Origin of the sequence: Vibrio genomosp. F10 str. ZF-129 (assembly GCF_000287055.2) — a bacterium.
GTDB lineage: Bacteria > Pseudomonadota > Gammaproteobacteria > Enterobacterales > Vibrionaceae > Vibrio.
Window position 1 is genome coordinate 39021 of record NZ_AJYQ02000064.1, and the last position, 23759, is coordinate 62779.

Here is a 23759-nt window from a genome sequence, read left to right on the forward strand (position 1 = left end):
CAAGCCGTCGTTACGTCTGATTCGTTCAACGGACAAACAGCGGCTGTTTGCTCATTTATCTTCTTCATTATTTGTACTTTCCTTCCCTTTCTTTCTAGCCCCCTGTAACTGAAGTTCCGCCAGCCTCGGTGAAAATTTACAAGGAGAGCGCAAAAATCAGCAGCAAGGGTAACGTGGCCACACTGAGAAAGTTACCAAACAAAACCATCGACGCAACCTTATCAGGTTCAACTTCAAACCTTTCCGCAAAGAGATAGTTCATCACAGCTGGCGGAAGCATGGTAAATAGCACCATCATTTGCAGGTGAAGCGTTGGCAGTGGGATCAACCAGTAAATAATTGCAAATGCGACCGCGCCAGTTGCGATAGATTGAAGCGTACTGAGCAATCCGATTTTAAGCCCACTTAAACGCAGGTTAACCATTTGAGAACCAAGCGATAGCAACATAATGGGAACTGCGGCTTGCCCTAGAAGTGAAGTGGCTTCGATGAGTGGGTTCCAAACAACGATCCCTGATAGATTGAGAAACATCGCCAGTGCGGCCGCTAAAAACACAGGCATGGAGAATATTTGCTTGAAAGGATTCCCCTTACTAAGCAGTGCTAAGCCAATACTAATGTGAACACAGGCCGACATGACAAACAGTAAAACCGCAGGAGCTAAAGCCACATCACCAAAGGTATAAGTAAAAAGTGGAATGGCCAGATTACCACTATTACGAAACATATGCGGCGGTGCCCACGCTTTGAAATTTAGGCCCATGTATTTACAGATCGGAATCATGAGTAGGCCCGGTACCAGGATCGCAACCAAAGAGGCGTAAATCAGGGGGAGCTGTTCTGTATCGAGAGGCATGGTTGCCAGCGAGGCAAATACTAATGCGGGGATACAAACACTCATGTTGATTTGATTGATCGGTTTGAAATCTGGTTTTAACCATCGACCGACAGCAAAGCCAACGAACGCAAGAGCAAAGACGGGGAATAAGATATTAATCACTTGCTCGAACATAAAGTTCCTCTAGGAAATACGAAGGTAAAAAGGCATGGCTGCATTACGTTAGCAATATTTTAGGGCCTCGTCACTTGCCTTATGCATGCGGATGAAAATGAGGTGAAACGCAAAAAGAAATAAGAGTGGGTTGGAATATTTTCTATTCAGTACAAAAACATAAGCGCAGTTTGGATATACTGAATGTTGGTTAACCTTAAGAGCTTCCACCATGCAGTTAAATTCACTGATCGCACGTCAGATTGTAGAAAGAGCCAGTAAGATCATTCAATACCCTGTCAACGTAATGGATGAAAATGGGCAAATCATCGGTTCAAGCGATCCGGCTCGATTGCATCGTACTCATGAAGGAGCGCTGTTAGCGATTCATGACAATCGAACCGTAGAAATAAATAAAACAGTAGCAAGTACGTTGAATGGTGTAAAAGAGGGGATCAACTTTCCCATCCTGTATCAGGATCAAGTCATCGGCGTGGTGGGGGTTTCTGGTGTCCCAGATGATGTGAGAAGTTTTGGTGAACTGGTTCAAATGACGGCTGAGTTAATCATTGAACAAGCTGCAATGATGGCGCAGATGCAATGGAACAATCGACACCGTGAAGAGTTGCTAAGCCAACTGATTGAAGGGTCGAGTTTAAGTGACAATCAACTGATGTCGATTGCAGCGCGTTTGGATTTGGACCTTACCCAACCGCGAGTGGCGGCGCTGGTTAAAGTGGTCCCAAGGCTGAATCAATCGGTGACACAAGAGCAGTTGCAAAAGCTCGTTGATTTATTGGAGTACCCCGCCAGAGATAATATCGTCGGTATTGTTTCTGTATCCCAAAATGAGGTGGTCGTCCTAAAACCCATTACGATTAAAGAGGATCAGTGGTGTATAGACGCGGAAAAAGAACGAGTCAAAAAGCTGGCTAGACGGGCCAAAAAAGAGTGTGATTTTACCATCCAGATATTTGTTGGCGGTTACTTCCCTGGCTTACTTGGCCTCGCGAGATCCTATGAAACGGCGAAAGCCACATTGGATTCCAGTGTACCGACGGCCCAAAGTACTCTGTTTTTTGATGATCACAAGCTGTCTGTCTTTATAAGCAGCATAAAACAGGACGCTTGGAAAAAAGAATTATTGATGGCTCCAATCAATAGATTGAATGAAAAAGACAGCAAGGGAGTATTGATTAAAACCCTCAATTGCTATTTTTCTCAAGATTGTGATTTAGCTCGAACTTGTCGTTTATTACATATTCATAGAAATACACTGAGGTATCGGCTAGACAGGGTTGAAGAAATTACAGGGTTAAATATCAATAGGTTAGATGAGTCTATTGAACTCTATCTCGCTCTGAAAAGTCAGTGATACTCGGCTTATAATTGTGCGTGTGCACAATAAGTAAATATTGATAGTGTGAATAATTTGTAAACTTGCCCAAAGGAAAGTGACGGAGTTCGTTTGATAATAGCGACGTCCCCTACAGGCAAACCCAGTATCGGCAGTCATAAGTACTGGATACAAATTACATAACGAAAAGGAATTACCATGACCCTAGTTCTCATACTATTGGGGGTGATAGCATTCATCGTCCTCTCTACAACCAAATATAAATTACACCCATTTTTATCGTTGATTCTAGCCGCATTTATTGCTGCTTTTGCCTACGGATTACCGGCTGATAGCATTGCGAAAACCATCGCATCAGGCTTTGGTGGAATACTCGGCTATATTGGCCTTGTTATTGTCCTCGGTACCATCATTGGTGTGATACTAGAAAAAAGCGGCGCTGCTATCACCATGGCAGACACCGTTATTAAAGTATTGGGTGAGCGATACCCAACACTGACCATGACGATCATTGGTTACATTGTTTCCGTTCCTGTTTTTTGTGATTCGGGCTTCGTGATTCTTAACTCATTGAAAGAGTCTTTATCTCATCGTTTAAAGACGTCCAGCGTTGCTATGAGTGTGGCTTTGGCTGCCGGTCTTTATGCTACGCATACCTTCATTCCTCCAACTCCAGGGCCAATTGCGGCTGCGGGTAATCTGGGATTAGAGTCTAATCTAGGTTTAGTCATTGGTGTGGGTATCTTTGTCGCCGCGGCTGCATCATTGGCTGGTATGTTATGGGCAAATCGTTTTAAAGACGTAGAGCCAGATGTAAAAGCTGAGGAATTTGAAGCAGCGAATCAAGATTGGAAAACACTAAAAGCCTCTTACGGTGAATTACCAACGGCAACCCAAGCATTCGCCCCTATTTTTGTTCCTATTTTGCTTATTTGTTTTGGATCCATTGCCCGTTTCCCAAGCCTGCCTCTCGGTGAAGGTGGCGTCTACGATGTGTTGAATTTCTTAGGTCAGCCGTTAACCGCGTTGTTTATTGGTTTACTACTGGCGACTCGTTTGCTTAAAGCCAGTAACAAAATTGAAGAATTTGGCGAGCGCATTAATCAAGGTATTCTGTCTGCAGCGCCAATCTTATTGATCACTGGTGCAGGTGGTGCGTTTGGTGCGGTACTAAAAGCGACGCCACTTGGTGACTATCTTGGTACGACATTATCGGCGCTGGGTGTGGGTATATTCATGCCATTTATTGTCGCAGCGGCGCTAAAATCGGCCCAAGGTTCATCGACCGTTGCTTTAGTGACCACATCTGCATTGGTTGCTCCGATGTTAGCGCAACTAGGGTTAGATTCGGAAATGGGCCGCGTATTGACCGTGATGGCGATAGGCGCTGGTGCAATGACTGTGTCACATGCTAACGACAGCTTCTTCTGGGTAGTGTCTCAATTCAGCCGCATGTCAGTCGGCTTAGCTTACCGAGCACAAACGATGGCGACGCTAGTACAGGGTATTACTGCAATGACATTGGTGTATATCTTAAGCCTTGTTCTTCTATAACAATAAAAATTAGGAAATCTCTATGAAAGTGGTTATTGCTCCGGATTCTTACAAAGAAAGCTTAACAGCAATGGAAGTGGCTTGTGCGATTGAACGTGGCTTCAAACAAGTGATGCCCAATGCGGAATACGTTAAGTTACCGATGGCAGATGGCGGAGAAGGAACCGTTCAATCTCTTGTTGATGCGACGGGAGGAATCATTGTTGAACAGCAAGTCACCGGTCCAATGGGTGATAGGGTTGATGGTTTCTTTGGATTGCTCGGTGATGGCTCGACCGCTGTCATTGAAATGGCCGCCGCTTCAGGGCTTGACCTTGTTGAACGCAATAAACGCAATCCATTATTAACCACTTCATATGGTACGGGCGAACTGATTAAAGGCGCGCTCGACAAAGGGGTAAAACACATCATTATTGGTTTAGGTGGCAGCGCGACTAACGATGGTGGTATAGGCATGGCACAAGCTCTCGGTGCAAAGCTTATCGACAAGCATGGCAATGATTTGGCCTACGGTGGTGGTGCACTAGAGAACTTAGTGAGCATTGATTTAACCGAACTCGATCCGCGCTTACAAAGTGTTTCTCTCGAAGTCGCTTGCGATGTGGACAACCCATTGTGTGGCATAAAAGGGGCTTCCCATGTGTTTGGTCCGCAAAAAGGGGCAACATCTGAGATGATTGATACCTTAGACGCTAACCTTGCGCATTATGCAAAAGTGATCGCTGAAACCACAGGTAAAGACATCAAAGACGTAGCGGGAGCTGGGGCCGCAGGAGGCTTAGGCGCTGCACTCATTGGAATGTTTAACGCCACGCTACGGCCCGGGATCAGCATTGTTATGGATGCGGTAAATCTTGAAAATGTGGTAAAGAGCGCGAACCTGGTTATTACGGGTGAAGGCCGCATCGATAGCCAAACCATTCATGGGAAAACCCCGATAGGCGTTGCGCGTGTTGCAAAACAGTTTAAGCTTCCTGTCATCGCGATCGCAGGGTCGACAGCGGCAGATTGCAACGTGGTTTATGAGCATGGTATTGATGCGGTCTACAGCGTTGTTCTTGGCGCTACGGATCTACCAACGGCGTTAAAAGAAGCCGCATTTAATGTTGAAATGACATCTAGAAATGTCGCAAAAGCTCTGTCGATTCGGCTGTAACTGAATGAAATAATGAGTTTAATGTAGAGTAAATCTGAGACCAAAGGACATCATATTGATGTCCTTTTTTTCATTGTAGGGTGGGAGATTGACGACCGAATAGCAATTTACAAAGGTTGGTATCCCTGACACACTTCCAGTGAACTTAATCCCAATGAGTTTATGTTTAGGGTTTATGTTTCAGCAGTACCGAAATACTTAACCCACCGCATTTCGGTGGAGAGTTATTTTTGTTTGTTTACTCGTTAAACATGTAAATAAACAGATAAACGTGAAATTTTAGAGGCCGTCATTTGCATACTGATCAGAATCGAGTCAAAAAGGCAACACGCATAGAAAGTGTCATGAACTCTGCCATGTGGCATTTGGGCCAGCGCGATCTGACCGAAAGCGAGCTGTTCAATAAGCTTCGAATCAAAACCGATAACGAAGATTGGATCACTCAGACAATAGAAAAGTTGCGCCGGTTAGATTACCTGAAGCCAGATAATGAATTCGCTGAACAGTTTGCAGAGCGCGCTTTTTCAAGTGAGTACGGCTCGGGTTATATTCTGGAAAAATTGAAGAAGAAAGGCATAGCCGGTGCGCTGATCCAAGAGGCCATCGAGAAAGTAAAGCAAGAGCGACAAATCGATGAACAGACGATACTGACCGAACGAGTGAATCACTATTATCAAGAATTCACCATGAGCAAAGAAAAGCTGGTGGCCGCGCTACAAAAACGCGGGTTCAGTTACGCTCAAATTAACGAAAGTCTTCGGCAGCATCCCAGTTTTGCTCAGTTACGTTCAAACCTAGAAATTAAAGCTGAAAAAGCCGATCTGGAAAAGGAAGTGCTGAAATATGTGCGTAAAGGAAAGGGCCTAACGGTGATTCGTCAAGAATTGCGTCAGCGAAAAATTGATGTGACGGATCTCGACGCCTTGATCGGCAAGCTCGTTGAATCAGGAGAAATCGATTTTTATAGCGCGTGTTTAGAGCAGTTGGAAAAGAAATCGTACGATCTAAACATCCATAAAGAACGAAGTAAAGCGTACGCAATGTTGAGCCGAAAAGGGTTTTCTTCAGAAGAAATTCAATTCGCACTCAGTGAAATCAATTAAAAAGAAAGCAGAAAAAAAGAAAATAGTGAGGACGAAAACAGCAAGAAAGCGACAACATAGAAAGTCGACTCGGTTGCATTCATGTACAGACGCTGTGCAGAAATTGGCTGGTACAGAAATTAGACCGTTGATCATGGCTTTTTTGTTTACGCTAACAACAAATATCGTTACTGTAATTCGTGAATCATAATAACAACAAGGATTGTCTGAGACGCATGAACAGCACAATAGAAACCATTTTAGGTCACCGATCCATTCGTAAATATACACAGCAGCCAATAGAACAACAGCAGTTGGAGGCGATCATTCAAGCGGGGTTAGCCGCCTCATCGTCCAGTATGTTGCAGGTTGTCTCTATCGTCAGAGTGACAGACAAAGATAAGCGAAAACTGCTGGCTCAATATGCGGGTAATCAAGCATACGTAGAGAGTGCTGCTGAGTTTCTTGTGTTTTGTATCGACTACCAGCGCCACGTTGAAATAAACCCACAGGTCCAAGCTGACTTCACGGAGCTGACTCTTATTGGCGCTGTCGATTCGGGAATCATGGCGCAAAACTGTTTATTGGCCGCTGAATCATTAGGGTTAGGTGGCGTGTACATTGGCGGATTACGTAATAACGTTCAACAGGTTGATGAACTTCTCGGGCTTCCTCAAAATAGCGCGGTACTTTTTGGCATGTGTTTGGGGCACCCGGATCAACAACCTGAGCTGAAGCCTCGTTTACCTGCTCATGTCATTCTGCACGAGAACCAGTATCAGCCGCTGAGTTTGGACGATATTAAAAACTATGACGATTCCATGCAAAGTTACTACGCTAATCGTTCAACTAACCAGAAACAAACGAGCTGGTCACAAGACATAACAGGTAAGCTTTCAGGGGAGTCACGCCCACACATCCTTCCTTACTTGAATGGGAAAGGATTAACCAAACGATAGAGCTTTAAACACACTCATCATGAAGTGCCTAGTGAACTTTGGAGTGGTACGCCATTCTAGCTCAGCCATAGGCTCTTCATCTATTTTTCCGTTGATCTTTTCATTGATGTTTTAAGATTATCCCCTATATTCTGACAAGTCTCTGTCTCCTCAGGAAAAAACATGGAAAATAACACCATTCAGGATGTGGTCAGTGAGTTGCTTACTGATTCTGGTGATGCCAACTCGCAACAAGCCGTAATAGAGCAGTGGGAGCAAGATAACTCGGCTGTCGATGTTGCGCTGTTACTCGAATCTCTCCCGCTTACCGAGCGTTTAGGTACATGGGAGCAACTTTCAGATACGATGAAAGTGCCTGTGCTGGTCGAGATGCGTGCAGATGCGAGCACGTCGATCCTAGATAATCAAGACGACGGTACATTGCTGGCTCTGTTTACCGGGATAGATGCTGATACCTTGCTCGAATTGCAAGACAGCATCCCTGATCATTTGCTCGAAAACGTACTTGGGCTGATGAATGAAGAGCAGCAAAATCGCTATTCTGCTGCGCAACAATTTGACGATGAAGAAGTAGGGCACTGGTGTGATCACCAGCCTTTAGTGGTGCCAGCAAAAACCAAAATCAAAGTGGTCATGCGATTGCTGCGCCGCAACCTTCCACCACATAGTCACGTGATTTATCTGGTCGATAGCCGTGGCAACTGGACAGGAACGGTGCGTATCAATCGTTTATTTGATGTTGAACCGACACTGCGAATTTCAGAGCTGTCAGAAGATGATTTTCCATCCCTTGATGCAAAGGAAGACATTTATTCCGCGTCCAATAAAGTCTCACTCAGTGGCGAATCTTCTTTACCCGTTATCACTGAAAGTGGCTTATTGATTGGCCGTTTAGACATGGGCACCGCCTACAAACTCCAAAGTGAGAAAGCGGAATCTCAATTGATGGCACAAGCGGGTCTTGGTGAAGATGAAGACCTTTTTGCCTCGGTACGAAAAAGCGCACAAAATCGAGCTATTTGGTTAGGCATTAACCTGATGACGGCGTTTTTGGCCTCGTGGTTTATCGGCTTGTTTGAAGCGACGTTGCAGCAGGTCGTCGCATTGGCAGTGTTAATGCCTGTTGTCGCGTCAATGGGGGGAATAGCGGGTAGTCAAACATTGACGCTGATTGTTCGGGGGTTAGCACTTGGGCAAATATCTAAAGCTAACCTTAAACCCTTATTAACGAAAGAAGTGAAAGTCGGCGCGCTGAACGGTGTGTTATGGGCAGTCGTCATTGGCCTTGTTGCCGGTTACTGGTTTGAAAACCCAATGCTGGGTGTGGTGATTGGTATTGCCATCGTTGCTAATATTATTTGCGCGGCGATATCAGGGATTTTTATTCCCGTGATACTCGACAAACTCAACATCGATCCTGCGTTATCTGGCTCGGTGATTTTAACGACAGTTACGGACATCGTCGGCTTTGTGACTTTCTTAGGTTTGGGCAGTGTGCTTTTACTTGGTTAGCTGCTTGGTTAGCTGCTTGGTTAGCTGATCGATTAGTCATAAAATACAGTATTGGCTGCGGGTGCAGCCAATGACGAGTTATTCAGCGGCAGCGCGGCTTAATCTATCCCAGATATCGGCCCATGCTTCAAGGCGGGGTGGAGCTTCAACCAAAAGCTTTTTCACGCCTTTACCATCAAGTGCATGCAAAGAGGCGTAAAGTGCCTGACGATAGCCATGATGATCCTCGGGTAGGACGATGCGGTGATCACTATCAATATTGTGCAGAGACGCCGAATAGACCAGCACACCGGTGCTAGTTTGCTCTGTTTTTAATTGTGCTTCGAGTTCGTGAGTGGGGCAGATCACCACTTTCGCATTGGGCTGATAATGCACCTTTTTATTCCCAGACACGGCTTCCTGGTGGCTTTCCGGTGTCACAACCGGAAATGGCAAGTAGGGCTGTAAATCCTCTGCTGAGAGTGGACCGCTGCGTAAAATCTCGGCTTTATCATCACTGATTCGTAAAATGGTCGATTCCGTACCGACACCACAACGTCCGCCATCGAGTACCGCGGCTATTTTTCCATCCAGACCACTCAATACCTGTTCGGCACTGGTCGGGCTGAGTTTTTGATATGGGTTGGCCGATGGCGCTGCAACGGCAATATCGAATTGTTGTAATAGCGACAACAGTACTGGGTGATCAGGCATTCTGACTCCAATGCTGGTCATTCCGCCTGAGATGACATCAGAAACGTTAGGGTGGCGTTCGAAAATCAGCGTCAGTGGCCCTGGCCAAAAAGCGTCTGCCAGAGGCGTAACCCAGTCTGGAATATCTTTTACCCAGCGTGAAAGTTGGTCAAAGCTGCCGATATGGGCAATCAGTGGGTGGTTTTTCGGGCGTTGTTTAGCCTCAAAAATCTTGGCCACCGCTTCTGGGTTACTCGCATCTGCTGCTAATCCGTAGACGGTTTCTGTCGGTACTGCGACGAGTTCGCCAGCGGTTAACAGTTCGCCTGCGCGTTGGAAATCGGCAGGAAGTTCAGCGTTAAGTCTTTCTGTTTTCATGGGGTATACACCAGTGGCTACGATAAAGGTATGCCACACTATCCTCTGTTGGTTCAATGTCTTACTTTGAGCAGTGACGACACCACTTCATATGGGCCTCTGCGAGACTCGTTGTTGTAGCATAATCATAGCATGGATAGAGGCTGACACGATCACATCATGATCAACCGTTAATCCGGTGCATGGTATTCTGTTTAAAGGCGCTGCGCCATATTTGTTGCACAATTACTCGATTAGCGGTGCAATGTAAAAGGGCATTACTAGCAACGGATATCGCTAGTAACGGATATTGTTAGCAAAGTGACGACTGCTTTTTCACATTCACTCAACGAATTCCAAATACCCTGTTTGGAAAGTCGAGTTTACCATTGTCAAAGCTTGCCAGATACAGGTCACTGGTTCTTTACCTGTATTTTGGCCGAACCCTTCGGGCAGCACTTGTTGGGTATTGATACTGCGTTAGCGGCTTCTCAAGTAGAGTAACGACATATCTAAGCCTCTGCCTTGTGTAAATACCCAACGAGTTGCTGCAAAAATCAACTCACCCTAGCCACGGTTCCCAAAATAAACTTGGCCAACACTCGTTTAAATGCTGCCTCAACTCGTATTCCATAAGCGTCATCTGAACAAATTTTGTCATCGGATGAATAGACATGCTGCTGTCTTAGCGGGTCCATTTTCTAGCAAAGTTGTTTTTGTTTACCATTTGTTATGTTATAACATTTCAATTGTCGATTCATGGCACATCATACATTTCAAGGCTGCATGAGAGACGACAAATCGACAACAACATAGGAGGTTACGTAATGGGCGCTGTTTTAATGGAATCGCCAGGCTCTAAAACTGGCAATGAGTTCAGTGGACAAGACAGTTTCAAAGTAGGAGATCAACCCACAATTTTGACAGGTATATACGAAGACAACATCAATATCGCGATTTGGCGAAGAAGCTTTAGTGAAGAGCTAACGGATGCCGTCAATCAATTTATATCTGTTAACCAGAACGTAAGAAAGTCTATGACACTTTCTCCGAAAACGGCGTATACCGAACTTGAAAATGCCACAAATGGGACTGCGCCTAAGCTACTGTTAGAGAATATGGTGGAGCTTGTCGATATGTTTTGCTGCCTATTCGATTTAAAAGAAGCAGGTTTTCGTTTAGCGGTGCTGGATGACGCGATGTGCCCGCGTTTTCACGTAGACCAAGTACCTTGCCGCTTAGTCACGACTTACCAAGGTATTGCAACGCAGTGGTTACCCAATGACGTCATTGACCGTTCAAAGTTAGGACGGGGAAGTCATGGTCAATCTGACTCTATGTCTGGGTTGTATATTCAAGAATCCAATATTCAGCAACTCGCCAGTGGTGATGTTGCACTTCTAAAAGGAGAGCGTTGGAGTGGAAACGAAAGTAGGGGGTTGGTCCATCGTTCACCGACTCTTTTATCTGATGAAAGGCGATTATTGTTAACGTTAGACTTTGGTTAACGTCAGACTGTAGTGCATCGACGTTAACCAAACGAAAAATGTCACAAGAGATGGGGCCATCTTTTCCATTTCTTTTGCCTGTTCGTTCTAATTCGGGTCGCGGTCGGTTTATTCATCTATTTTTGACACATATTTTCTGAGACCAATTCGACTGTGTCCCGTTGGGAAATTCTCAAAACGGGTGAATTCTTCAAACCCCAAACGTTCATAAAAAACAGGTGCCTGCCAACTTTGTGTCCAAAGCCATAAACCGGATAGATCTTGAGCCTTTGCAAATTCTTCCGCCTTGTTCATGAGCTGTTTACCTAATCCGGTTCCGCGACAGCTTTCATCGACCCAAAGTTCGTCGATATAGAGCCAATCCCACAGTAGATCGGCGGTGAGTGCAGCAATGAGGGTGCCGTGCTCATCCTGAGCCGTCCAATTCAAACGCTCTTTGCTATAAGGTGGCGCCATCTGTGCCTGGCTGTGGGACTCAAAACCAGCGGTCAATTCCGCTTGTATCAGTGTATCTAGATCACCGTTAGTGAAATCAATCTTAGGCATCATTTACCTCTATTATTGGCGGGCTGATATGTCGAGCAGGCATTCGTTAAAATAGGTTTCTCATTACTCCAAAGCTTTAGGTGATGATTTCCGTCACCACATCAGTCTTCACCGAATTGGCGATAAAACAGTTCTCGTGAGACATATGATGCATTTTTGCAAGTTGTTTGAGGGTAGGGACTCGATCATTTGAAAAGATGATGTGCGGTCTTAGGGTTACTCTTGTTATGGATGTTTTACCGCGCGAATCTTCTTCTAGAATACCCACCGCTTTATCCACATAGCTTTCGATGACGTATTGACGTTTCGCAGCAATGGAAAGAAAGACCAGCATGTGACAACTCGACAAAGCCGCAATAAAGGCCTCTTCGGGATCCACATTTTCTTCTACGGAATAGGGAAGAGGCACAATATGAGGCGATGGCGACGCAGGGACAGTGACACCGCCATCAAACTCCCATTGATGTGCTCGACAGTATCGATTATCACTGAAGGGTTCGTCTTTTCCGCGAACCCAGCGCACCGTTGCTGAATAGTTAGACATCCATTTCATTCCTATTAACTGAGTAGAGGCTGAAGGCATATTAATAGCGTTGCAAAGAGCAACGCTAAGGGTTTGGGATAAGTTTAAGCCCTGTTTATTTTAAGGGGTCGTTGTCTGGAAGGGCTTTATGCAGCCACAGTGCTAACCGCTTTTTAATATTCGCTCCGTCGAGCTTATCGGCAGGAAGAGGGGTTATTTGGTTAACTTCAACCAAGAACAAATACACGGCTTTGATCTTGATGGGTTGTGAGGAGCTTGGCAAGTTTAGCCCTTGCAGTTTTGCCATCTTAAAACCGACGTCTAACGCCTTTTTTACCAACTTATCTTCATTAAGGATCTTTGCGGTCTTCGACATATCATCATTATCCTCAGTATTGATTGAGTGAGCAGTATACCAATTGGGGAGCATTACACGATTGTATGGCTCCCATATTGATAAGTATCTCTCGTTAATCAGCGGTGAGTTTTAAGTGTGGTAACCTGTGAAATACAGCGTTAGTTCTTTAAAGCAGCGAAAGACTTAAATCGACTAAAAAGAAACCAGTCAAGCAGCAGCGTGAGTACGATTGTCATCCCTGCTAAGGGAAACGCCAGGCATATCAGAGAAAGTGTTACTACTGCGGTTTTCCAAGTGCCAGGATGAGTAAATCTTGGAGGTACACCTAAATGGGCCCGATTTTTTGGTCGCCTAATCCACCACATAACCGCCCCAGTTACCGAAATAACGATGAACATGACACAAAAAAGAACGTTAAAGACTTTATTGATGATGCTGATATCGCCCTGGTGCAGTGCTATACCTGCTGCCATCATTTTGGCCATCACTCCATAGTCGTCCCAGCTGACATCGGCCAATATTTCTCCGGAATACTGGTCAATATGCGTGGTTCTATCTTGGGTTGGGTCGATAATGTCACCACTCATGGTATTGGCTGACACAGTAAATACCCCTTGTTCCCCGCGAGGAAAATGAAGTTTGTAGTGCGTGTATCCTAATTGGAGGATAGTGGCTTCGAGACGATCGATGTTCTGCAGTCCTGTGGTGGAAGAAGCATCATCTGTTCCCATCTTGCTGTGGTCGTGATTGGAGGCAGGCAGCGGCGTTTGTTCTAAGTTCCACGGTAACTCTTCTTCTGCCAGATGGTTCAGTGATTGATGCGTCTGTGTTGACAGTGGCACGTCATCCCATTTCTGAGCAGGGAATGTGCTCCAAGCTTGTACCATCTTTCCACCCCATACCCCAGCCCACGCGAGACCCGAAAGAATGAAAAACAGAAAAACGAACGATAAAGTTCCGCCAAGGTTTGCGTGTAGATCGCGCATAAAAATGCGTGGACCGTGACTTGTCCGAATTTTTAGAAAACCCGCTTTGGAGGCGTTATCGAACGGAAGCCATAGGTATATACCGGAGACTAACAACAAAATACATAGGCTAGCAGCAACTTCGATGAGATGGTCTCCCCAATCCCCAATCAGTAATGTGCCATGTATGTCGTTGGCTAACTGATACCAACTGTCGCTGCGATCAATGGTGCCAAGTACTTCTCCGTTGTATGGATTAATCGTGGCGAATAAAACCTTACCATCCGTGTCTTTTATAGAGAATCGGTTGGCAACATCCGCTGTTTTTGCCGGAATAAATTGAGTGACCGAATGGGTAGGGAATGCTTGCTGAATGATATTGAGCTGTTCAGAGATCGACAGCTTAGCAAGCGGTGCTGTAGAGAATGTATTGGTTGATGTTTCATGCGGAATCGTTTTGGGAGATAGCTTAATAATATCGCCATAACGGGCAGTTTCAATTTCCTGGTCAAATAACATGACTAAGCCCGTAAGGCTGAGCATGAGTAAGAATGGGACAACAAATAATCCGGCGTAAAAATGCCATCGCCAAGTTAAAAAGTAGCGAGATTTCAGTTGTTGAGCTTCCATATTTTTGTTTTCTGAATGAACAGACATTAATTCTTCCTTATTGATCACATGAACACGCGCGCGAGACGAAATCGACGAGACTCGATTCGCAAGCGTGTTGTGAAGAAAATATTGGTATAGGTAAACGGAGTTAACTAGAAAGAAAAAATGTAGGTGGGGCGCGAGGTAAAAGGGGAGTAGGGTGATTGAAAATTTGGTTCGGTTGGTAAAGGTGAGCTTTGGCGAGGCGTACTTGCAATGACACCAAGAATGGAGTGATGCAAGGATCAGTATCGTAAGAAAAATGACTAGCAGGGCAAGGTGAGCCAGCATGGTTGTTGCCCTTACCGCTGCTGGTATCGCGACTTTTAGCACCGAGTTCATGGTCGTTTGAGGGAGGGGGGATTAATACTCTCTCAAATCCATTTGCCGTACACAGCGTTGCCCAGACGCCCGCCGATTGACCGTGAGCATTAATCACTGGCATCAATATAATCAACATCCAGCTCAATAGACTAGATAAGATCATGGCTCGTCGAAATAGGGCGTTGTGCATGTAAAATTTAGGTTAAAGAATTTGGCTGAGCACTATACCTATTTTTCTTAGTATTAACAGTGTATTGGGTTATTTAATTAACCTTGTCGCAACATTGGATATCAAGGCATACTCAAATGTTGATTTTATGTGCACATCAAGTGCGCCGGATCCGTGAAACTGAGTTAAGGGGATGCCCCTTTACTTGGTGAGATTATCCAGTAACTTTTCACAGTCGTGCTTGAGTTTAAGTAGTTCATCCACCTTCATTTTAGACAAACACATCATTTCAGTCGGGACACTTTTGGCTTGTTCACGTAAATGAGTGCCTGACTCTGTGACCGAGATAACTCGAACACGTTCGTCTTTTTCGCTGCGAGTACGAGTTACGTATCCTTTTGTTTCTAAACGCTTTAAAAGAGGAGTCAGTGTTCCAGAGTCTAAGTGGGTTTTTTGTCCTAGGGTTTTTACATTCACGACTTTCTCTTCCCACAACACCATCATCACGATGTATTGCAAGTAGGTGAGATCCAGTGCCTTTAAGAGAGGCTGATACGCTCGCCCCATGGCATTGGAGGCGCTGTAGAGTGCAAAACAGACTTGGTTATCCAGAGCGAGGTAGTTCTCTTCGTTGGGTTCATTCATGTTTACGATCCATCTCATTAATTTAATTGTGCACAATATACTTGCGCACTTAGATTGTTTCAATTAGTATTGTTGAAAATTAAGTTGTGCACAATTTAATTGCTATCAATTTAAATCGTGTTCAAAGTGAACCCAAAGCAGTTTGAATACGTATAGACCAGGCCAATAAATTTAAGCCAATAACGACTTAAACAAAGACTGACCAGAACAATTGAAAATAAAAGGATTCAGACCATGACAACTATCTACACAACATCAGCAACCGCACTCGCTGGCCGTAACGGTCAAGTTTCTACTGACGACAATAAATTGTCTTTAGCCCTGAGCTACCCAAAAGAAATGGGCGGAAGCGGTGAAGCGACCAACCCAGAGCAGCTTTTTGCTGCGGGGTATTCAGCTTGTTTTTCTAATGCAATTTTACACGTAGCCCGCGAAACAAAGGTGGCTATTTCAGCGGCCCCGACCACAGCAACCGTTGGCATTGGCCCGAATGAAACTGGTGGATTTGCACTGACTGTGAGCTTGTCGGTAGAGCTCGATTTAGAACAAGGCCAAGCGGTTGAATTGGTGAAAACGGCTCACCAAGTGTGTCCGTATTCAAATGCGGTACGTGGGAATATTGATGTTCAGTTAACTGTAAATGGTGCTGAGCTATAATGACTCGCGACACACCACTGACATTTGACCATCATAACTAACGATCCAGGTTCTGAGCGGATTGCTTTGGGCCTGATCTTCTAACAAGTCATCAATAGGAATAATTTATGCGCGCTGTTCAAATTCACCAATATGGTGGCACAGAGACATTAAAACTAGAGAATGTAGCTAAGCCTGAGATCAATGACGATGATATTCTAATTTCTGTAAAATCAGCTTCAATCAACCCTGTCGATTGGAAAATACGAGAGGGATATTTGCAAAGCTTTATTCCTTACGAACTTCCGTTAACGTTAGGTTGGGATGTGGCCGGAGTGGTTGCTGAAGTTGGCAGCAATGTAAAAGAATTCAGCGTCGGTGATGAGGTGTTTAGCCGCCCTGATATCAGTCGAAATGGAAGCTACGCTGATTACATTGCCGTGAAAGCGGACGAGGCTGTGCTGAAATCGACGAAACTCGATTTTGGGCAAGCCGCTTCGTTACCTTTAGCAGGTATCACAGCATGGCAATGCTTAGTGGATGTTGCCGATGTACAGCCAGGTCAACGAGTTCTCGTGCATGCGGGTGCAGGTGGGGTTGGTCACTTGGCCATTCAAATCGCGAAAGCAAAAGGAGCCACGGTGATTGCAACCGCTTCATCGGTGAACTTAGATTTGTTGAAAGAATTAGGTGCCGATCAAGCGGTCGATTATGCGAAAGCCCCGTTGATTGAGCAAATTGAATCCGTTGATATTGTCTTAGACACCATGGGTGGTGATGTACAGAAAACGTCTTGGGCACTGCTGAAGGAAAATGGCATTCTTGTGTCTGTGGTTGATCAGCCTGATGAAGCGGTGGCAAACGAGCACAAGGTTCGATCGGCGTTTGTTTTTATTGAACCAAGTAGTCGAATTTTGAAAGAGTTAAATCAACTCGTTGATGCTGATCTTCTAAAACCATTGATTGAACATCGATTTTCTCTAGAGAAAATAGTGGATGCGCACTTACAAAGCCAATCAGGGCGCACCCGTGGAAAGATTGTCATTGATGTCAATTAACCTCTTGGTTGAACGTCAAAAAGTGAATTGAAAGTACGAACTAATGGAAACCGCTGAAGTATCAGCGGTTTTTCCATATCTATTTCATAATTTCAGATGGCGCTGAGCGTTAGGAAAGATGTACAAAGCAGAGAACAAAAAAAAACCTCGTACCGTGTACGAGGCAGAATTGGAGATATAAGCCGTTATTATTTTCTATAGGGTTTACGTAGTTGGAGACTGACGTTTAGTGAATATTGATTGATTTTTTATTCAACATACAAACCTTAGTCGCAATTCTACAAATAGCGATGTTTCCTATTGCAATGCATCTAATTTCCTATATTTTTGTGATCTTGGTTCAATTAATGTGGTGCTAATCGATATTGAGTTAAGTGAAACTAGAGGGCTTTCCGATCTAACTATCGCGTTTCTATCGCCTATCGCGTTTCTAAAAACAGTCCAGTTGAGTTTACGAGACAAACTCAACAGAACAAAACCTCGCTTTGGGGAGTCTTGGGTATATACTTATCCAAGTAACTGAATTATTAATAGATATTAATGATGGGTATATTCGCTCGAGTAAGCAGCGTATATATGGTAACAAGCGCCAAGGAATGCAAAGGGAGAGGTCATGCGACAGAAAAAGCGTCTTATTTTAGGTTTGATTCTGATGATGATGGGGACGGGAGTCCAAGCAAAAGTTATTGAAACAACCCGCTTGGTCGGCTTTGGGGAAGCAAAGTATCCTGAGAACTTCACTCATTTTGATTATGTAAACCCAAACGCCCCGAAAGTTGGTAAAGTGACTTATGGCCAAATTGGTACCTTTGACAACTTTAACCGTTACGCATCACGTGGGGTCCCAGCGGCAAAATCGGGTGAGCTATATGACACGTTGATGTATTCCCCAAGCGATGAAATTGATGCCTACTACCCTTTGATTGCGTCTAAGGTTCGTTATTCAGATGACTATACATGGCTTGAAGTTGATATAAATCCTAAGGCTCGATTTCATGATGGACACCCAATAACCGCCCATGATGTCGCGTTCACTTTTGACAAGTTCAATAAAGAAGGGGTGCCGCAATACCGAGTCTACTATCAGGATGTCAAATCAGTCACCGCCGTCAGTGATTTGGTGGCTCGAATTGATATGAAAACACCCAATCGAGAAAAACTGTTCAGTCTTGCTCAAGGCATGAGTGTTCTGCCGAAACATTTTTGGGAAGATAAAAACTTTTCTGAACCCCTTTCAGAACCGCCTATCGGAAGTTCTGCTTATAAGATTAAAGAATTTAAGCTAGGACAGAGCGTCACTTATGAGCTAGTCGATAACTACTGGGCAGCCGATCTTCCTGTGAATATTGGGCGTAATAACTTTAAGCAAATTCAATATGACTACTACCGTGATGATACGGTGATGTTGGAAGCCTTTAAGGCGGGCGAGTTTGACCTGCGACAAGAGAGTTCCGCTAAGTTTTGGGCAAATTCTTACACTGGCACAAATTTCGATAAGGGCTTCATAAAAAAAGAAGAGATCGCTCATCAAAGCCCTCAATCTACGCAAGGATTCGTGTTCAATACACAGCGTGATATTTTTAAAGATCCCAAAGTTCGACAAGCGTTAAATTATGCGTTGGATTTTGAATGGATGAATCAAAATATGTTCTACGGACAATACACCCGAACTCGTAGTTATTTTCAAAATACCGATTACGAAGCGAAAGGGTTGCCATCAAAAGAAGAAATAGCGTTGTTAACACCGTTTAAAGAGAGTATTTCCCCAAGCGTGTTCACCGATGAATACCAGCCACCAGTCACGGATGGTTCTGGCCGAATTCGGAGTGAAATGAGATCCGCGTTTAAATTGCTCAAAGAAGCGGGTTGGGAGCTAAAAGATAAGGTGATGACGAACGTAGAAACCGGTCAGCCATTTGAGTTCGAATTGTTAATATACAGCCCTACCACAGAGCGATTTGCGATTCCTGTGCAAAAGAACATGAAACGTATGGGTATAGAAATGAAAATCCGTACTATCGATACGACTCAGTACATAAAAAGGTGGCGTGACCGCGACTTTGACATGGTTTCAGCGTCGTATTCAGCTAACCCGTATCCAAGCCCTAACCTAATGATCATTTGGAACTCTAATTACATTGATTCGAGTTACAACTACGCAGGGGTGATGGATCCTGTTGTTGACCACTTAACCAGTGAAATCTCTACCAATCAACAAAATCCAGACAAGTTGCTAACGCTGGGCCGTGCACTTGATCGAGTGTTGCAGTGGAATTACTACATCATTCCTCAGTGGCATATTGGTCAATATCGAGTGGCAACTTGGGACAAATTTGAACGACCAGCTGTGATGCCCAAATACGATTTGGGGGTTGATACTTGGTGGGTATCTGAAGAGAAATCCGCCAAACTCCCTGACAAACGTCGTTAAAAGAGGGTTCAATGGCTGCGTATATATTTAGGCGTTTACTATTAGTGATCCCCACTTTGTGGGCGATCATCACGATTAATTTTTTTATCATCCAGATCGCACCAGGTGGACCGGTTGAGCAAGCTATTGCGCAATTAGAAGGCCATAACTCTGGGATTATGGAGCGGTTTTCTGGTGGTGGTAATGAAGTCGAACTCACGACCGGAACGGATGATAAAGCGTCTGGCTACAAGGGTTCAAGAGGGCTTGACCCTGAAGTCGTTGAAGAGATAAAACGCCAATTTGGCTTTGATAAGCCGATTCATGTTCGCTATTTTGAAATGCTAAAAAACTACGCCATGTTTAACTTTGGTGAAAGTTTATTTAAAGGCGGCAATGTGATTGATCTTATTGTGGAACGCTTGCCTGTCTCTATCTCCCTTGGGCTGTGGAGTACGTTAATCATTTATCTGATTTCCATTCCACTTGGCATATTAAAAGCCATCCATCATGGCTCCCGATTTGATGTTTGGTCAAGCGCACTGGTGATCATTGGCTACGCCATTCCCGGTTTCCTGTTCGCGATTATTCTGATTATTGTTTTTGCCAGTGGTAATTACTTTAGCTGGTTCCCACTCAGAGGCTTAGTGTCGAGCAATTTTGACCAAATGACGTGGTATCAGCAAGTTCTCGATTACTTTTGGCACCTAGCGTTGCCGACTTTCGCAATGGTCATTGGTGGATTTGCCACATTAAGCATGCTGACTAAAAATTCATTTTTGGATGAAATTAACAAGCAGTATGTCGTCACCGCTCGCGCGAAAGGGCTGGATGAAAATACTATTTTGTATAAACACGTTTTCCGCAATGCCATGCTGATCATCATTGCGGGCTTTCCTAGCGCATTCATTAGTATTTTCTTCACGGGGTCAATGCTTATTGAAGTGATGTTCTCGTTAGAAGGGATTGGCCTACTTGGCTTTGAATCGACCATTCAGCGTGATTATCCGGTGGTGTTTAGCTCTTTGTATATTATGACGCTATTGGGGTTACTCTTAAGCATTATCTCCGATCTGACCTATACGTGGGTTGACCCTCGAATTGATTTTGAGGCTCGATAATATGAATGAAGTACAAGGGACAATGACTAAAAATCAAGACAGCATGATTAGTAAAATGCGCGCGAATCCACTGAATAAAGCACGATGGCTTCGTTTTAAAGCCAACAAGCGTGGTTACTGGTCAATGTGGGTATTTGGTGTTCTGTTCTTTTTAAGCTTATTTGCCGAGTTAATTGCGAACGACAAACCGTTAATGGTCAATTATGACAGCGGTTGGTATTTCCCCATTACTCAGCAATACGCAGAAACCGAATTTGGTGGTGAATTTGAAACAGAAGCCGATTACACCGATCCCTTTGTCACCGATTTAATCGAAGAGAAAGGCTACATTATTTGGCCTATCATCCGCTTCAGCTACGATACGATTAACTTTGATATCGCTGGCAGTGTACCTTCGGCGCCTGATTCGGTTAATTGGCTCGGCACTGACGACAAAGGCCGAGATGTATTGGCGCGAATTATCTACGGCTTTCGAATTTCAGTGCTGTTTGGTTTTGTCTTGACGATTGTCTCTAGTCTTGTTGGTGTCATCGTGGGGGCAACTCAAGGTTACTATGGAGGTTGGATTGACCTTATGGGTCAGCGATTTATCGAGGTCTGGTCTGGTATGCCAACACTGTTTTTATTGATTATTCTATCGAGTTTTGTCGAACCGAATTTTTGGTGGCTGCTGGGAATTATGGTTCTCTTTAGTTGGATGAGTTTGGTTGGGGTGGTTCGAGCTGAGTTTCTGCGGTGTCGTAACTTTGATTATGTTCGAGCGGCTCAAGCGATGGGCGTGGATGACAAGCGAATTATGCTCCGTCATATGCTGCCGAATGCGATGGTAGCCTCGTTAACCATGATGCCATTTATCCTGTCCGGTTCCGTCACGACACTGACTTCATTGGACTTCCTTGGGTTTGGTTTACCCGCAGGGTCGCCTTCGTTAGGGGAGCTTCTCGCGCAGGGTAAAGCGAACCTTCAAGCACCTTGGTTGGGTATTTCTGCGTTTGTGGTGTTGTCGTTGATGCTAACGCTGCTGGTGTTTGTTGGGGAAGCGGTTCGCGATGCCTTCGACCCACATGCTCAGGGAGGTCGTTAATCATGACTAACGAATCTAAAGTCGATGCGCCTCAAACCGTTCTGACGATCAACGATCTCTCGGTTGGTTTTGGCCGCAAGGCGGAGATAGAACAAGTGACTAGCAAGGTGTCGCTGACCATTAATAAAGGCGAGACTTTGGCGCTGGTTGGAGAAAGTGGATCGGGTAAATCTGTGACCGCTAATTCAATCCTTAAACTGTTACCAAAGGGGGCTTCCCACTACCTTGGTGGCAGCATTAATTTTAACGGTATTGATATTTTAAGCTGCTCTGAACGGGAGCTTCGTGGAATTCGTGGCGGTCGAATTGGAATGATTTTCCAAGAGCCGATGGTATCGCTGAATCCATTGCACAAAATTGGCAAGCAGTTAGTGGAAACGCTGACGATCCATCGAGGAGTGCGGCAGAAAAAAGCCGAAGAATTGGCGGTATCGTGGTTAACCAAAGTGGGGATTCGGTACCCAGAGCAAAAGATATTATCCTACCCCCATGAGTTGTCTGGGGGGGAACGCCAGCGAGTTATGATTGCAATGGCGTTGATCAACGAGCCTGAGCTTCTTATTGCCGATGAGCCTACAACGGCATTAGATGTTTCGGTACAAGCGCAGATCCTCGATCTTTTGAAAGCGCTTCAACAAGAACTCGGTATGGCAATGCTGTTTATTACCCACGATCTGAGTATTGTGCGTCGCATTGCCGATCGCGTCGCGGTAATGAAGGACGGTGAGCTAGTCGAAGTGGGTGAAAGTAAAACCGTCTTCTCTGCGCCTAAACACCCTTACACGCTCAAGCTCATCAACTCAGATCCCAGAGGTTTGCCGGTTGAGGTTTCAGAAACGGCTCCAACGTTGCTCAATGTTAACAATCTACGAGTTTGGTTCCCAATAACAAGTGGATTGTTTAAACGTGTCACCTCTCATATCAAAGCCGTGACTGATATGGCGTTTGAATTAAAACAAGGACATTCTATTGGGCTAGTAGGAGAAAGCGGTTCAGGTAAATCGACCACAGGTATGGCGATTTTAAAACTGGTTAATTCTCAAGGTTCTATCACCTATGAAGGGCATGAACTTCAAGGGTTAGATCGGAAAGCGATGTTACCGTTTCGCAGTAAAATGCAGGTTGTCTTTCAAGACCCATTTTCAGCGTTAAACCCAAGAATGTCAGTCGCTCAAGTGATAGGCGAGGGGCTGACCGTTCATCAACAACTCGATGAGCAAACGCTTGACCAAATGATTTGTGATGTAATGAAAGAGGTGGATCTGGATCCAGACACACGATTCCGTTATCCCAATGAATTTTCCGGAGGGCAAAGGCAGCGTATCGCCATCGCGCGAGCGTTGATTCTAAAACCTGAATTTATTCTATTGGATGAACCGACGTCATCACTGGACAGAACCGTTCAAGCGCAGGTCTTGGATTTACTTAAATCATTGCAGCAGAAATATAACTTAACCTACTTGTTTATCAGTCATGATCTTAACGTTGTTAAGTCGTTATGCCACTACACAATAGTGATGCGAAACGGTGAGATTATTGAGCAGGGTGAAACGCAACAAATGTTTCGTTGCCCTCAACAAAGCTATACACAGCAGTTGGTGTCTTTGTCGAGTTTTTAACGAGAAAGGTTAACAGGCATTCGTTAACCTTCAGACTTTTCTACTTTTTAGTTCAATGTAATCGAGACCATCACTATGGTGAATGATCTCTTGTCGATTGATCTAATTGTCTCTTCGTGACGTATTTATAAAACCAATAGATGGATAAACGTGGATACGCGATGAAAATTGATCAAGTAACAAAACAAAAGTTGCTCAGAGCCTTTAATCTAATCACAAGAAAAGGAACCAAATCAGACAGCGTTTATGAGTTTGCTGGTATTCGGGCTTCCCATGATTTTGATGGCTATACCTGCTGGTTGATGTACCAAGATCTCACCGTCTCTTTGGTGTTCCATGGCTTGTACGATTTTGATTATCAAGAAGAGAGCACTCTCAAGGTTTTTCTAAGCAAAGTCTCCGGTTTACTATTAGATGAAGAGAACGAGAGATTAGCTAAAGAGAGTGGTTAAACGCTCTCGGTTATCTATCGTTAGCTGAATAGCTGAATAGCTGAATAGCT

23 protein-coding genes are annotated in these 23759 nt (G+C 44.6%); 15 read left to right on the forward strand and 8 right to left on the reverse strand.

What is annotated here, in order from left to right; genetic code table 11:
- Positions 1 to 136: 136 nt before the first annotated feature.
- Positions 137 to 1012: an AEC family transporter gene (locus A1QO_RS06605; RefSeq protein ID WP_017039064.1), complete on the reverse strand. Its 876-nt coding sequence runs from the start codon at positions 1010 to 1012 to the stop codon at positions 137 to 139.
- A gap of 211 nt (positions 1013 to 1223) precedes the next feature.
- Between A1QO_RS06605 and A1QO_RS06610 the strand changes: the two genes are divergently transcribed.
- The 6 genes from A1QO_RS06610 to A1QO_RS06635 all read left to right on the forward strand — a co-directional run bounded on the left by A1QO_RS06610 (position 1224) and on the right by A1QO_RS06635 (position 8611).
- Complete coding sequence (locus A1QO_RS06610) at positions 1224 to 2366, forward strand: sugar diacid recognition domain-containing protein (RefSeq protein WP_017040207.1); 1143 nt, start codon at positions 1224 to 1226, stop codon at positions 2364 to 2366.
- 180 nt (positions 2367 to 2546) lie between these two features.
- Positions 2547 to 3902 (forward strand): GntP family permease, encoded by a 1356-nt coding sequence (locus A1QO_RS06615; RefSeq protein ID WP_017035868.1) that lies wholly within the window; start codon positions 2547 to 2549, stop codon positions 3900 to 3902.
- Between the two features lie 22 nt (positions 3903 to 3924).
- Positions 3925 to 5058 carry a glycerate kinase gene (locus tag A1QO_RS06620; RefSeq protein WP_017041823.1) on the forward strand — a complete coding sequence of 378 codons (1134 nt, stop codon included), beginning with the start codon at positions 3925 to 3927 and terminating at the stop codon, positions 5056 to 5058.
- Positions 5059 to 5402: 344 nt separating this feature from the next.
- Complete coding sequence (locus A1QO_RS06625) at positions 5403 to 6161, forward strand: RecX family transcriptional regulator (RefSeq protein WP_017041824.1); 759 nt, start codon at positions 5403 to 5405, stop codon at positions 6159 to 6161.
- A gap of 215 nt (positions 6162 to 6376) precedes the next feature.
- Entirely contained in the window at positions 6377 to 7099 is a 723-nt protein-coding gene (gene nfsA, locus A1QO_RS06630; protein ID WP_017039061.1) for an oxygen-insensitive NADPH nitroreductase, read from the forward strand.
- 162 nt (positions 7100 to 7261) lie between these two features.
- Positions 7262 to 8611, forward strand: a complete 1350-nt coding sequence (locus A1QO_RS06635; protein ID WP_017041825.1) for a magnesium transporter — start codon at positions 7262 to 7264, stop codon at positions 8609 to 8611.
- 78 nt (positions 8612 to 8689) lie between these two features.
- On the opposite strand, the gene A1QO_RS06640 is transcribed toward A1QO_RS06635, so the two are convergent.
- Positions 8690 to 9661 (reverse strand): L-threonylcarbamoyladenylate synthase, encoded by a 972-nt coding sequence (locus tag A1QO_RS06640; RefSeq protein ID WP_017041826.1) that lies wholly within the window; start codon positions 9659 to 9661, stop codon positions 8690 to 8692.
- A 300-nt stretch (positions 9662 to 9961) separates the two neighbouring features.
- On the opposite strand from A1QO_RS06640, the gene A1QO_RS20265 reads away from it, so the two are divergent.
- Together A1QO_RS20265 and A1QO_RS06645 are read left to right on the forward strand one after the other, a co-directional pair.
- Complete coding sequence (locus A1QO_RS20265; protein WP_141707119.1) at positions 9962 to 10144, forward strand: hypothetical protein; 183 nt, start codon at positions 9962 to 9964, stop codon at positions 10142 to 10144.
- A gap of 323 nt (positions 10145 to 10467) precedes the next feature.
- Complete coding sequence (locus A1QO_RS06645) at positions 10468 to 11148, forward strand: DUF1826 domain-containing protein (RefSeq protein ID WP_017041827.1); 681 nt, start codon at positions 10468 to 10470, stop codon at positions 11146 to 11148.
- 108 nt (positions 11149 to 11256) lie between these two features.
- On the opposite strand, the gene A1QO_RS06650 is transcribed toward A1QO_RS06645, so the two are convergent.
- The 6 genes from A1QO_RS06650 to A1QO_RS06675 all read right to left on the reverse strand — a co-directional run bounded on the left by A1QO_RS06650 (position 11257) and on the right by A1QO_RS06675 (position 15329).
- Positions 11257 to 11694 carry a GNAT family N-acetyltransferase gene (locus tag A1QO_RS06650; RefSeq protein WP_017041828.1) on the reverse strand — a complete coding sequence of 146 codons (438 nt, stop codon included), beginning with the start codon at positions 11692 to 11694 and terminating at the stop codon, positions 11257 to 11259.
- Positions 11695 to 11770: 76 nt separating this feature from the next.
- Complete coding sequence (locus tag A1QO_RS06655) at positions 11771 to 12238, reverse strand: OsmC family protein (RefSeq protein WP_017041829.1); 468 nt, start codon at positions 12236 to 12238, stop codon at positions 11771 to 11773.
- Positions 12239 to 12332: 94 nt separating this feature from the next.
- On the reverse strand, positions 12333 to 12593 hold the full coding sequence (locus A1QO_RS06660; protein ID WP_026026777.1) for a DUF5062 family protein: 261 nt from the start codon (positions 12591 to 12593) through the stop codon (positions 12333 to 12335).
- Positions 12594 to 12733: 140 nt separating this feature from the next.
- Positions 12734 to 14197 (reverse strand): PepSY-associated TM helix domain-containing protein, encoded by a 1464-nt coding sequence (locus A1QO_RS06665; protein ID WP_017035664.1) that lies wholly within the window; start codon positions 14195 to 14197, stop codon positions 12734 to 12736.
- A gap of 103 nt (positions 14198 to 14300) precedes the next feature.
- Positions 14301 to 14651, reverse strand: coding sequence for a hypothetical protein (locus A1QO_RS06670; protein ID WP_017035663.1), 351 nt, complete (start codon positions 14649 to 14651; stop codon positions 14301 to 14303).
- Between the two features lie 234 nt (positions 14652 to 14885).
- Positions 14886 to 15329: a MarR family winged helix-turn-helix transcriptional regulator gene (locus A1QO_RS06675; protein WP_017035662.1), complete on the reverse strand. Its 444-nt coding sequence runs from the start codon at positions 15327 to 15329 to the stop codon at positions 14886 to 14888.
- Between the two features lie 234 nt (positions 15330 to 15563).
- Between A1QO_RS06675 and A1QO_RS06680 the strand changes: the two genes are divergently transcribed.
- From A1QO_RS06680 to A1QO_RS06710, 7 genes are all read left to right on the forward strand, one after another.
- A complete protein-coding gene (locus A1QO_RS06680; protein WP_017035661.1) occupies positions 15564 to 15986 on the forward strand; it encodes an organic hydroperoxide resistance protein in 423 nt (140 codons plus the stop codon).
- Between the two features lie 107 nt (positions 15987 to 16093).
- Positions 16094 to 17023 carry an NADP-dependent oxidoreductase gene (locus A1QO_RS06685; protein WP_017041830.1) on the forward strand — a complete coding sequence of 310 codons (930 nt, stop codon included), beginning with the start codon at positions 16094 to 16096 and terminating at the stop codon, positions 17021 to 17023.
- A 652-nt stretch (positions 17024 to 17675) separates the two neighbouring features.
- Positions 17676 to 19454: an extracellular solute-binding protein gene (locus A1QO_RS06690; RefSeq protein ID WP_241790421.1), complete on the forward strand. Its 1779-nt coding sequence runs from the start codon at positions 17676 to 17678 to the stop codon at positions 19452 to 19454.
- Between the two features lie 11 nt (positions 19455 to 19465).
- On the forward strand, positions 19466 to 20554 hold the full coding sequence (locus A1QO_RS06695; RefSeq protein WP_017035658.1) for a microcin C ABC transporter permease YejB: 1089 nt from the start codon (positions 19466 to 19468) through the stop codon (positions 20552 to 20554).
- A 1-nt stretch (position 20555) separates the two neighbouring features.
- Positions 20556 to 21638, forward strand: coding sequence for an ABC transporter permease (locus tag A1QO_RS06700; RefSeq protein ID WP_017039051.1), 1083 nt, complete (start codon positions 20556 to 20558; stop codon positions 21636 to 21638).
- Positions 21639 to 21640: 2 nt separating this feature from the next.
- Entirely contained in the window at positions 21641 to 23257 is a 1617-nt protein-coding gene (locus tag A1QO_RS06705; protein ID WP_017041832.1) for an ABC transporter ATP-binding protein, read from the forward strand.
- Between the two features lie 161 nt (positions 23258 to 23418).
- Entirely contained in the window at positions 23419 to 23709 is a 291-nt protein-coding gene (locus tag A1QO_RS06710; RefSeq protein ID WP_017041833.1) for a DUF3081 family protein, read from the forward strand.
- Positions 23710 to 23759: the final 50 nt, after the last annotated feature.